General features: G+C 38.4%; 12 protein-coding genes and 1 pseudogene. 5 read left to right on the top strand and 8 right to left on the bottom strand.

All coding sequences use genetic code 11. From position 1 onward, the window contains the following. Positions 1 to 5: 5 nt before the first annotated feature. Positions 6 to 1,457 (bottom strand): alpha-L-fucosidase, encoded by a 1,452-nt coding sequence (locus IM793_RS10565; protein WP_193421146.1) that lies wholly within the window; start codon positions 1,455 to 1,457, stop codon positions 6 to 8. Between the two features lie 163 nt (positions 1,458 to 1,620). Here IM793_RS10565 and IM793_RS10560 point away from each other — a divergent pair, with 163 nt between their 5' ends. Further along, on the top strand, positions 1,621 to 2,295 hold the full coding sequence (locus IM793_RS10560) for a hypothetical protein (RefSeq protein ID WP_193421144.1): 675 nt from the start codon (positions 1,621 to 1,623) through the stop codon (positions 2,293 to 2,295). Between the two features lie 70 nt (positions 2,296 to 2,365). On the opposite strand, the gene IM793_RS10555 is transcribed toward IM793_RS10560, so the two are convergent. The 7 genes from IM793_RS10555 to fumC all read right to left on the bottom strand — a co-directional run bounded on the left by IM793_RS10555 (position 2,366) and on the right by fumC (position 7,345). Continuing rightward, positions 2,366 to 3,133 (bottom strand): ThuA domain-containing protein, encoded by a 768-nt coding sequence (locus IM793_RS10555; protein ID WP_132398927.1) that lies wholly within the window; start codon positions 3,131 to 3,133, stop codon positions 2,366 to 2,368. Between the two features lie 39 nt (positions 3,134 to 3,172). Beyond that, positions 3,173 to 3,607, bottom strand: coding sequence for a low molecular weight protein-tyrosine-phosphatase (locus tag IM793_RS10550; RefSeq protein WP_193421142.1), 435 nt, complete (start codon positions 3,605 to 3,607; stop codon positions 3,173 to 3,175). A gap of 2 nt (positions 3,608 to 3,609) precedes the next feature. Continuing rightward, complete coding sequence (locus IM793_RS10545; RefSeq protein WP_193421140.1) at positions 3,610 to 4,029, bottom strand: hypothetical protein; 420 nt, start codon at positions 4,027 to 4,029, stop codon at positions 3,610 to 3,612. 114 nt (positions 4,030 to 4,143) lie between these two features. After that, positions 4,144 to 4,950, bottom strand: coding sequence for a S1/P1 nuclease (locus IM793_RS10540; RefSeq protein ID WP_193421138.1), 807 nt, complete (start codon positions 4,948 to 4,950; stop codon positions 4,144 to 4,146). A 2-nt stretch (positions 4,951 to 4,952) separates the two neighbouring features. Next, positions 4,953 to 5,468 (bottom strand): fumarate hydratase, encoded by a 516-nt coding sequence (locus IM793_RS10535; RefSeq protein WP_193421136.1) that lies wholly within the window; start codon positions 5,466 to 5,468, stop codon positions 4,953 to 4,955. Beyond that, on the bottom strand, positions 5,461 to 5,820 hold the full coding sequence (locus IM793_RS10530; RefSeq protein ID WP_193421134.1) for a hypothetical protein: 360 nt from the start codon (positions 5,818 to 5,820) through the stop codon (positions 5,461 to 5,463). The genes IM793_RS10535 and IM793_RS10530 overlap by 8 nt, the downstream gene beginning before the upstream one ends. A 127-nt stretch (positions 5,821 to 5,947) precedes the next feature. After that, entirely contained in the window at positions 5,948 to 7,345 is a 1,398-nt protein-coding gene (fumC, locus tag IM793_RS10525; RefSeq protein WP_193421132.1) for a class II fumarate hydratase, read from the bottom strand. Positions 7,346 to 7,532: 187 nt separating this feature from the next. Between fumC and rsgA the strand changes: the two genes are divergently transcribed. From rsgA to secA, 4 genes and pseudogenes are all read left to right on the top strand, one after another. After that, a complete protein-coding gene (gene rsgA / locus IM793_RS10520) occupies positions 7,533 to 8,453 on the top strand; it encodes a ribosome small subunit-dependent GTPase A (protein ID WP_193421130.1) in 921 nt (306 codons plus the stop codon). A gap of 203 nt (positions 8,454 to 8,656) precedes the next feature. Next, positions 8,657 to 9,610: a Smr/MutS family protein gene (locus IM793_RS10515; protein WP_193421128.1), complete on the top strand. Its 954-nt coding sequence runs from the start codon at positions 8,657 to 8,659 to the stop codon at positions 9,608 to 9,610. A gap of 213 nt (positions 9,611 to 9,823) precedes the next feature. Next, positions 9,824 to 10,123, top strand: a complete 300-nt coding sequence (locus IM793_RS10510) for a hypothetical protein (protein ID WP_193421126.1) — start codon at positions 9,824 to 9,826, stop codon at positions 10,121 to 10,123. Positions 10,124 to 10,261: 138 nt separating this feature from the next. After that, positions 10,262 to 12,148: pseudogene (gene secA, locus IM793_RS25120) on the top strand (preprotein translocase subunit SecA); the annotation flags it as partial. Positions 12,149 to 12,289: the final 141 nt, after the last annotated feature.

Below are 12,289 nucleotides of genomic sequence, written 5' to 3'. Positions count from 1 at the left end.
CTTGTTTACCCAGCTTTTTTATACAGTCCGATTTCGCTTAAAGTAATGCAAACAGGTGATTTAATAATGTTTATTTTTACTTTATTGGTAGTAACAGGGCTATCCAATTTAATCAGGCGTTTCGCACCAATGCTCGTGCCATTGTAAACATTTTTCCAGGTATTATTTTCAAATATTTCAATAGTATACGCCTCTATGCGCTGACCCAAAGGAATGTACTCTTGCAGGCTGATGATATCAAAGGTTTTAGCAGCTTTCAAATCCAATTCTAAACTTGCCTGATGGATCTCGTCCTGAGTGGCCCAGTAGCTCGCTTTTTTACCATCAAGCAGCTTGGCAACATCATACTTTTTTCCTCTGTTATTGCTCGCTTTAATCGATGCATTTTTCGCCAGGTTATTCTCGAAAGTATGTTTAACCATGTTGCCAAAAGTTTTCAAAGCAGTTACATCATCATCATGAAGTTGTCCACGGGTATCGGGTGCTAAACCCAGATCTAAACCTGCCCCACGACCAACACTTTTTAAATACAGATCGAATAAAGTTTCCGGTGTTTTTGGCTTTTCATTAGCATGATAGAACCATCCTTTCCTTAAAGGAACATCGCATTCTGCCGGCATCCAGAATTTACCGTTTCTAATTCCTTCAGGGCTTTGCGGGTAATTGGCTTGTCCGGGTACTGCTACACTTTTGCCATCCGGTGCCATCGGAGTGAAGGTTGCCCAAGAGGTCGGTGCAGCGTGCCCATCTTCATTGCCTACCCAGCGGATATCTAAACCAATGTCGCTAAAAATATTTGCCATGGGTTGCATTTTGCGCGTAATAGCCCAGGTGTTTTTCCAGTCGTAATAAGTTGTATTATCTATCGAGCGTTTTTCTTTTGCTCCACCATAATAGCCATCGCCACCGTTAGCACCATCGTGCCAGCTCATAAAAAGTTCCCCAAAATTGCTGTAAAGCTCTTTTAACTGTGCCTGATAGATGGGCAGGTATTTATCTGTCCCATAGCTTGCATTATTTCTGTCCCATGGCGAGCAATAAACCCCAAACTTTAAACCGTTTTTACGTACTGCCTGTTCTACTTCTTTAACTAAATTTCCTTTTCCCTCTCTGAATGGGCTTTTACTAATATTGTATTCTGTAGTTTTAGTTGGCCATAAGGCAAAGCCATCATGGTGTTTGGCAACTAAAATAATCCCTTTCAATCCACCTGCTTTAGCGGCTTTAATAATCTGGTCGGCATTAAAATCTGTCGGGTTAAATGTTTTAGGGTCAGCATCACCGTAGCCCCATTCTTTATTTTCGAAAGTAGTTGGTGTAAAATGGATTAAGCCATAAACTTCGATATCATGCCAGGCCAATTGCCTTTTTGAAGGTAATGCACCATAAGGTTGAGGCGGTGTTTGGGCGTAAATAGCAGTTGAAAGGAGTAAAAAAAGGATAAATAATGGTTTCATAATTATATAGCTTAGATAAAACTAAAGTACAAATAATTAACCTTGGTAAGGTAAGCGTTATCCCATATTTAACCTCTTGAAAATGCAAGTGCAAGATTATTTTTACATCTTGATCGTTACATAGATCCATGAAACATTTAATTTCTCCTTACGTTATTTATTCATGAGCGCTTTTATCCAGAATCCTCCTGATGGAGGTGCAGTATATACAGAAACCAATCTGAACCAGTTATTTCCAGAGCCTTTTAATACCATAACAAGTTGCTTTTTCCTCGCTATAGCGGTGTATTGGACAATTAAGCTATGGGGTAATTTTAAACAACACACGTTTTTAAGTATTGCGTTGGTGCTGCTTTATATTGGCGGAATTGGCGGTACCACTTATCACGGCTTAAGGCGCTGGCCAATCTTTATCATGATGGATTGGATGCCGATTATGCTTTTATGCCTTTCAGCAGGTGTCTACTTTCTTTCCAAACTAACCGAATGGTATTTTGCCGTTTTAATTGTAGGGGTTTATGCTTTCTTTCAGTTTTATGTGCGGCGACTCTTTAGCAATGGCGATTTTCAGATTTTTATCAATATTAATTATGCTTTTATGGCGGCGCTGGTTTTATTTCCGGTGTTTGGGTACTTACTTAAAACAGACTGGAAAAATGGCAAATGGGTTGGGTTTGCCCTGATTACTTTCATATTTGCTTTAACTTTTCGAATTGCAGATAAGTGGGATATATTAAGTATCGGCACTCATTTTTTGTGGCATACTTTCGGGGCTGTAGCTTCTTTCTGTATGCTGAATTATATTTATTTGGTTAACCAGAAAAAGAATAAGTCTTAAAATATCGTTTTATTATTATAAAGATAGATTAGGCTTGCTGGTTAATTGTTTCAGCAAGCCTAATCTAATTTTAGAATTTCGAATGGGCTTTACTGTAATCTAATTTCTTTTGCCCGCCTATTGCGTATTCAATGCCACCCCATAAATGGTTCTGAAATTTATCATCAGCCCAGCCTTCTTTAGTATGGCCCATACAGGTGTAGAAAGCTCTTCCACCGTCAAAATTGTGGTACCAGCTAAAAGGATGGAAATCGCCATTTTTACCACCAGTATACGATTTCTCGTCTAAATTAATCAGCACTTTAATATCCGGGTTGATATCTTTAAAATTATACAGTTCATCTTTTCTCATCCATATCGAATCGGTAAGGAATTTGGTTGAAGGGTGCTTTTTATCTTTAATGATAAATCTGGCTTCCTGAACAGCAGGGTGACTTATAAAATAAGCGCCAACCAATTTACCATACCAAGGCCAATCGTACTCCGTATCCGTTGCTGCATGGATACCCACATAGCCTCCGCCGGCCTGGATATATCTTTCGAAAGCAACCTGTTGTTTATTGTCCAATACATCGCCTGTGGTATTTAAGAAAATAACAGTGGCATATTTTTTAAGGTTATCTTCTGTAAAAACATCGGCATTTTCGGTAGTATCCACTTCAAAATGATGTTCGGTGCCTAATTTTTGGATTACTTCTTTTCCGGTTTCGATGGAGTTGTGCCTAAACCCCTTTGTTTTGGAGAAAACTAAAACTTTTGCCGATTTCTTTGCTACGGTATAGCTTTGAAATAAAATTACTGTTGCAACTAATAAACATAAGGACAGGTACTTTTTCATTTCTTTAACTTGGTTAGTGATGGATAATGTGCCTTAAATTTAAGAAAGTTGTTTGATAATTTCCCTACATCTTTCTTCAACCTGCTTGCAAACAGGGCTAAACAGCGCATTATCCCAATATGGGTCTGTAACTTCGCCGTTATCAAGGAAAAGTTTAACCTTTTTTCGTTCCTCATCGGTTTTAGCGAGACTTTGTACGTCAGCTAAATTATTCCGGTCCATAACAAAAATAAGATCATACCTGATAAACATTAAGTGGTTAAATTGTTGCGCCCGTTGTTTGCTGATATCGTAACCCAATGCCCTGGCAGCAGAAATACTTCTATGGTCAGGTGCTTTGCCAATATGCCAATTGCCTGTTCCTGCCGAAGCGATTTCCCAGTTTAAGTTTTGTTCATCTGCCAGATGGCGCATAATGCCTTCAGCCAATGGCGAACGGCAGATGTTACCGAGGCAAACCATTAAAATTTTCAATGTTATCTGGATTTATATACATAAACAAATGTATAAATAATTCCTGCTGCAGGGGTTGAAGTGGTCTGGATTAGCCTGTCGCCTTTTAATGTCATCGGCGATTTAGGCATGGCCGATAAAAAAATCTGATCGCCATCTCTTTTCCAGGTTTTTATGCTAGTATCAGATAACATATCGCAAAGTGCTCCATTTGAACTCCAAACGTAAGTTCCTTCCGATGAAAAAGAGATCATTGAATTACTTTCACAACTGCTTAGTCCCATCAATTCCATATAGTTGGTACTCGTTTTTTGGCCAATGGTCATTGCCGGGCTAACCGTAATCGATTCGATGCGCCAGTCTTTTTTTGTTAATGTTTTGTCGAGATCTTTTTTGCAGCCGAACGCTAAACAAACAGTTAAAATAAGTATTAATTTTTTCATGGTTTATAATTGGTTTTGTCTAATTAAACGGATTTTATAGTTGATATGCTACACTGGCAAAAAAAATGCCCCAAGCCTGGAAGCATTGGGGCATCTGATATTTAACAGAAAGGCTTATCCGTAGATATCGTTTAACATTTTAGCCAAACGCACGCCACCTTTTAGTAACTGCTCATTAAGGGTATCCACCCAGTCAAAGTTGTAACGGTAGCTTAATTTAGCATCTGGTTTTGTATTTGCGTAAATTTTGTTGCAGATACCGTACGATTCATAAATACAATCTCTAAGACTTGTATTTTGCCAGTTGCTTAACTGAATAGCCGATGGGTGATTAATTGCCTTAGCATATTCTGTATAACTTAACTGTTGATATTCGATAAGCTGTTCATCCCAAACCCTATGGATATTGGATTTTTCATTGAACCACAATACCGAAATTCGGTTACCGCCCAAATCATCTTTACGGGCAACATGCATAGGTTGGCATAAATCTCCTGCCAGGTGAACCAACATGCGCAAAGCCAGTTTTTTTTCAGTTGCCGAGCTGCTTGTTTTCTTAAGTATAGCAATTAGGTCAGGAATTTTGTTGTAAAGGTTAGGTGATTTTTCAGTTTCTAAAAAGTTGTAAACGCCATCTTTGTTCAGCCCTGCCGGAAGATTAACAAAATGCCAGTTGTACATATAGTTATAAGTAGAATCTGATTTAATGAAATCGCCCCAATTGGCGCTCATGGCCAAAGTTTCATAACCTAAAATACTTTGAATAGCCTTGCGTGTTTTAGCCTTTAAATAACTATCGGCAATTTCGCCAACAACACGATGGCCGATGGTACCCCATGCATTTGCCCGAATAGGTAAATAGGCTAAAAACCCCACTGCTAAAGCAAGGATTAATTTTTGTTTAATTGATGTTAAAATCATTTTTATAATTCTTTTGGTATGCAGGTAATTTTCTCTTTAAGTGTTAGTTTAATTTCACGCTGATCGCTTAAACTTTCTAGAATTAAGGTATCTGCAGATTTTTTTTTGATGAGGAAGTTTTTTTCGTAGCGACCGATGCGGTAACATCCCGATATTTTTTGTTTATAATTAGCGTGTGTAAAGGTTGCGCCTATAAATAACGTATCACCTTTAACCACATAAACACCTTTGGCATATTCTTTCCAAATGCCATTATTATAGCAAGAATCCTCGTAAAAATTTACTTTGCTATGGGTAACCATATCAATATAAACCGAATCGCAGGTGAACTTGAAATGGTGTTGTGTGTAATTGCTCAGTTTATTACTAAAAGCGACTGAATCTTCATTCCAAATACCTTGCATAAACTGTTCGCCTTTGCCCTGCACATTAGGCCGCGGACTACAAGCTATATGTACGATGGATAATGTAAAAAGGAAAATATAACAAAGCCTTAATCCTGATTGCGGTCTAATCATGGTTATAATCGGTGCTTTTAGGGAATTGATTGTGGATCACTGGCTGTTTTTTAACGGTATTGATAACCAGAATTAAAAGACCTGCTGCAAAACAAAGGCTGGCAATTAAACTGATAATACCCACAATAGCATAGTATTTTGAAATTTCTGTATAAGCTAAATGTTGTGTGGATATTATTAATGGCAAAAAACTATATAATATAGTAATCAGCAGGCCAATACCCGATCCAATGGTCATTAAAATGGCTTCAACTGAAGATTTTTTTACTAAAAAAAAGCAGCAGGTTCCAAATACAATACAAGGTGAAATGATAGATGTCAAGCTTAAAAGATTAGAAAGTATTGAATTCATATTGCCTATATTTTAATTAACCCTATTGTATTGTAAAGCCGGAACGTCATGCTGAACTCGTTTCAGCATCTTGGGTACTGAAAAAATCCTGAAATAAATTCAGGATGACGACCGTTATGTAATTAACTTATTTCAAACTTCCAACCATGTCTTCCGGGCGCACCCACTCATCAAACTGTTCGTTGGTCAGCAAGCCCAACTCTACAGCGGCTGCTTTTAAAGTTTTATTTTCTTTATGTGCTTTCTTCGCAATTTTAGCTGCATTTTCGTAACCTACATGTGGATTTAAAGCCGTAACCAACATTAAAGAATTTTGAAGGTGTTTTTCAATTTCAGGTAAATTAGCGGTAATTCCTTCTGCACATTTATCAGTAAAAGAAACGCAGGCATCGCCAATTAAGCGGGCCGACTGTAATACATTGGCTGCAATTAAAGGTTTAAATACATTAAGTTCGAAGTGGCCACTCATACCACCTACTGATACGGCAACATCGTTACCGATTACCTGTGCACAGACCATTGTTAAAGCTTCTGGTTGTGTAGGGTTAACTTTACCAGGCATAATAGAAGATCCCGGTTCGTTATCTGGAATTACAATTTCGCCAATACCACAACGAGGGCCAGAACTTAACATTCTCACATCATTAGCTACCTTCATTAAAGCAACCGCAGTACGTTTTAATGCACCAGAAAGTTCTACCATAGCATCGTGTGCAGCCAGCGCCTCAAATTTATTTGGAGCCGTAACAAAGGGTAAACCAGTTAAATCTGCAATTTTTTTAGCTACTAAAACATCGTATCCTTTTGGCGTATTTAAGCCTGTACCAACAGCCGTTCCGCCCAAAGCCAGCTCAGCAACCATAACCAAAGCATTTTTAATTGCCCGGATGCTGTTATCAATCTGTTGTACATAACCAGAAAATTCCTGTCCTAAGGTAAGTGGGGTCGCATCCATAAAGTGTGTGCGGCCGGTTTTAACTATCGTGCTGAATTCTTCTACTTTTTTGGCTAGAGTATTTCTTAATTTCTCTAAACCTGGGATGGTATTTTCTACTGTAAGTTTATAGGCTGCAATGTGCATTGCAGTTGGATAAGTATCGTTTGATGATTGTGATTTATTTACATCATCATTAGGGTGAAGTACTTTTTTATCGTCAGCTAATGAGCCACCGTTTATTACGTGAGCACGGTTTGCAATCACCTCGTTGCCATTCATATTACTTTGTGTACCTGAACCCGTTTGCCAGATCACCAACGGAAACTGATCATCCAATTGACCAGCAATAATCTCATCACAGGCTTTAGCAATTAAATCGGCTTTTTCTGCAGATAATACACCCAGTTCGGTATTGGCAAGCGCTGCTGCTTTTTTCAGGTATCCAAAAGCATGGATAATTTCTTTTGGCATCGAACCTTCCGGACCGATTTTGAAGTTATTGCGTGAGCGTTCGGTTTGTGCACCCCAGTATTTGTCGGCTGGTACCTGCACCTCGCCCATGGTATCGTGTTCTATTCTGAAACTCATTATATTTTTGATTTTTGTTGTCGCAAATTTAGGTTTTTTGCCTTTTAAAGCGTTGTATTTATGTAAGATATTTGGTAGATAACAAAGAATATAGTTAAAAGTGCTTGTTCTTTTTGCCTGTACGCAAACTTTTATCCGGCAAGGCCACTTCTACCAATGAAATCATATTCATACCTTTACCGCAAATATGCAGGGATTAGTTATTAAATCTACAGGGAGCTGGTATAGTGTTTTGGCCGATAATGGTGAACGCTATGATTGCCGGATTGTAGGCAAATTCAGGATTAAAGGACTTAAAACCACCAACCCGATTGCGGTTGGCGATAGGGTGAAATTTGATCTGGAAAAGGATAGCAATCAGGGTTTGATCAACGAAATGCTGCCGCGTAAAAACTATATCATCCGCAAATCGATCAACCTGAGCAAACAGGCGCAAATACTGGCCGCCAATCTGGATATGGCCATGCTGGTGGTTACACTGGCCTCGCCACGTACCTCATTGGGTTTTATCGACCGTTTTTTGGTTACTGCCGAAGCTTATGATGTACCAGCTGTATTGGTATTTAATAAACTCGATCTGTTTAGTAAAGAAGGATTGGAAATTCTTCAGGAGTTTAAAGATATCTACGAAAATATCGGCTACGCCTGCTACGAAGTTTCAGCCTTAAAAGGCATTAACATTCCGGTTATCCAGGAATTGATTACCGATAAAATTACATTAATATCGGGTCATTCAGGAGTGGGAAAATCAAGTCTGATCAATGCTTTAATGCCCGATCGCGATTTAAGAACAGGCGAAGTTTCAGACTGGAGCGATAAGGGCCAACATACCACTACGTTTGCCGAAATGTTCGAACTGCCGCAGGGCGGTTTTATTGTAGATTCGCCAGGTATCAGAGAACTGGGTGTAATCGATATCGAAAAAGAAGAACTAGGTCATTTTTTCAGAGAAATCTTTAAAACTTCGCACGATTGTCGCTTTAATAACTGCAAACATGTTAACGAACCGGGCTGTGCCGTTATTGAAGCCGTAAACGAAGGTGAAATCGCTGTATCAAGATATGAAAGTTACCTGAGCATTTATCATGGTAACGATACAAGACATTAATTGAGTCAGAAGTCGACAGTCTGGAGTCCGAAGATATGATGTGTGATACTACATCTCATGATTGAATCAATGAATTAGATTGAAAACCCCTGCCAAAAAGCTAAATGATCAAAAGAGTAAATAGCTTCATGCACGACATTTTAATACAAACTGCTTAAAAATCTTTGTGTACTTTGTGCCCTTGTGGTTAAAAAATAATAGAAATGAAATTTAAACTGGGAGATTTTGTGCGTTTTGTTGATGAAAAACGTGAAGGTTATGTAACCAAGATTATCGATAGCCAAACTTTAGGTGTTACCGATGAAGATGGTTTTGAGATTCCTGTTGCGGTAAGTAATTTAACTTCTGTACATGGTCATGGTGTAGTAGCCGAAGAGTTAGATGCACCCAAACCTATCCAGGTGAATATTCCAAGCGTCAGTAAAATTGAAAATGGCATTTACGTTGCTGTTGCTACCGATGATAAGGCTGGTAATGTAGTGCATTTTCATCTGCAAAACCATTCTCCAAATACTTTATTGGTCAGCCTAACCACTGAACGTAAAGAAAAATATGCTGGTGCTTTTCATGGGTTAATAGAATCTTATGGCTCCACTTTAGTTTATTCTGCATCATTGGCTGATCTTGATCTTTGGCCGGAATTTAACTTTCAGGTTTTGGTATTTAGCAAAGCTGATGTGAAACCTATTGATCCATTGGTAATCCGTAAGAAGTTTAGGGCAAAAGATTTTAGTATCGAACAAAAGGAATTGCCTCAATTGAGGAATAAAGGTTGGTTCATCCGTTTGGATGATCTCGTTCCGGTATCCATCGATCCACAGAAATTAAAGGAAAGTTTTTTTAAATCATCAGAAGAGAAAAGAACGGTTGAAGCTCCTCAAAAAGAAATTGATCTGCACATCGAAAAACTGAGGGACGATCATCATTTCTTAGAAGCAGACGAAATGTTGCAGATACAGATCAATCATTTTCAAACGTCGATGGATGCTGCGGTTTTACATCATTTTGATAAAATTGTCTTCATTCACGGCTCAGGTAACGGTACCTTAAGAGATAAAATCCATAAACTGATCAGCAAAAATCCACATGTAAAAACATACATGGATGCGAGGAAAGAAAAATTTGGTTATGGTGCCACTGAAGTAGTGTTTAAATAACATTCAGTTGTCATTCTGAATGCAATGAAGGATCTCTATTGTGTTGGAAGCATTACTAATGTAGGCAATGATTTTAGTGTATTGGTTAAGGTTATGATATTCCTCGATGAAGGATTTTTCACTGCGTTCGGAATGATAAGAAGATTGAGGTACACTTTTTGCTAAGCTGTAATTTCTTTTTATAAAAGATTAAAACTAGCTTTGCCGCTATTAATGAAACACCTCGTTACCATATCACTTGTATTTTTTAGCTTAACACATTTGGCGAAAGCCGAACGCGTTGAAGGGCTAAGGATATTAAATGAATATTGTAATGAGCATAATATCAGCGTAAACGCTACAGGTAAAAGCTCGGTCCAACTAAACGAAGACCGCAATCCTTATTTGTTATCCTATACCAGGCTTGCTTTAATTGGAACTCAGGCTCCGGTAAAAGTTGCAAAATATGTAAGCGTAAATCAAATTATTGCCGATTTAACAATCAGGAAGAAACCAAAGAATAACAGTCCATAGTTATCATTTCCTCAAAAAGATCTTTTACAAGATTTAAGCCCCATTTATACCAATAACTGCCAAACTGACTCAAGGAAGACAATGGCTTGGTTGTTGTAACACACCATTTTTTTAATAATAAATACGATTTAAAATATAATGTTAGGATTTTTAGCGAAGATTTTCGGAAGTAAATCAGAAAGAGATATAAAGGCTATTCAGCCATTGGTTGTCAAAATTAACGAGCAATACAGTAAGCTGTCTGCATTAAGCAATGATGAGTTACGTGGTAAAACCGTAGCGTTTAAAAGCAGGATTTCTGATTTCTTAACCGAGATTGATGGAAAAATTGCAGCTTTAAAAGCTGATGCAGAAAGTGAAAGTTTAGATCTTCACGAAAAAACTGCTATTTACGATCAGGTTGATGCCTTAGGTAAAGACCGCGATACAGAATTGGAAAAAGTACTTTTGGAAATCCTTCCAGAAGCTTTTGCTGTAATTAAAGAAACTTCACGCCGTTTAAGTGAAAACGATTATTTAGAGGTTACTGCTACCCAGTTTGACAGAGATTATGCTGCAAGAAAAAACAATGTTAAAATTGTTGGCGATAAAGCCCAATGGGCAAATAAATGGGATGCTGCCGGAACGGAAGTAGCCTGGAACATGATACACTACGATGTACAGTTAATTGGTGGTATTGTATTACACAGTGGTAAAATTGCCGAAATGGCGACCGGTGAAGGTAAAACCCTGGTAAGTACCTTGCCAGCTTATTTAAATGCATTGGCCGGACAAGGCGTACACATTGTAACGGTGAATGATTACCTGGCCCGTCGTGATAGTGAGTGGAATGGTCCACTATTCGAATTTCATGGTTTAAGTGTTGATTGTATTGATAAACATGAGCCAAATTCTGAAGAAAGAAGAAAAGCTTATGCCGCGGATATTACTTACGGAACCAATAACGAGTTCGGTTTTGATTACCTGCGTGACAATATGTCGCAAACACCAGATCAATTGGTACAACGCAAGCTGCATTTTGCCATGGTGGATGAGGTCGATTCAGTTTTGATTGATGATGCCCGTACCCCTTTAATTATTTCTGGTCCGATTCCACGTGGTGATGAACATGAGTTTTATGAGTTGAAACCACGCATTGAGCGTTTGGTTAATGCACAAAAAGCTTATGTAACCCAGGCATTAAACGAGGCGAAGAAATTAATCAACGCAGGTAACAGCGGAACTGAAGAAGGCGAAGGTGGTTTAGCCTTATTGCGTGCATACCGCGGTTTGCCAAAAAATAAAGCTTTAATTAAGTTTTTAAGTGAAAGTGGTGTTCGTGGTTTGTTATTAAAAACCGAAAACCACTATATGGCAGATCAATCTAAGAATATGCCTAAGGTAGATTCTGAATTGTATTTCTATATTGATGAGAAAAACAACCAGGTTGAGTTAACTGAAAAAGGTATTGAACTGATTACCCAATCAGGCGAAGATCCACATTTCTTTGTATTGCCTGATGTAGGTACTGAAGTTGCCGAATTAGAAAAATCTGATCTGCCTTTAGAAGAAAAAGTGGTTCAAAAAGATGCTTTAATGCGCGATTATTCGGTGAAAGCAGAGCGTATCCACTCGGTAAACCAATTATTAAAAGCGTATACCTTGTTCGAAATTGATGTAGAGTATATCATCGACGAAGGAAAAATCAAGATTGTTGATGAGCAAACCGGTCGTATTATGGATGGCCGCCGTTACTCTGATGGTTTACACCAGGCAATTGAGGCTAAAGAAAATGTAAAGGTTGAAGATGCTACCCAAACTTATGCAACAGTAACCTTGCAGAACTATTTCCGTATGTACCACAAACTTTGCGGTATGACGGGTACTGCAACTACAGAAGCTGGTGAGTTTTGGTCGATCTATAAATTGGATGTGGTAGAAATCCCGACCAACAGAAATATTTCGAGGATTGATGAGCAGGATTACGTTTACCGTACCGTTCGCGAAAAATATAATGCTGTTGCTGAAGAAATACAATACCTGGTTTTCCCGTATTCTCATTACGAGACCGAATATGAAACCGATAAAGAAGGTAATGTAAAACAGAAAGATGGCAAGCCGGTTGTTAAATACGACCAAACAGGTAGAGCTGTACCTAAATTGGATGCTAAAGGTGCCTTAATTCCT

Origin of the sequence: Pedobacter sp. MR2016-19 (assembly GCF_014947265.1) — a bacterium.
In the GTDB taxonomy this organism is placed as follows: Bacteria; Bacteroidota; Bacteroidia; order Sphingobacteriales; family Sphingobacteriaceae; genus Pedobacter.
Note: the sequence above shows the minus strand (reverse complement) of the source record. Positions and strands in the feature narration are given on the sequence as shown.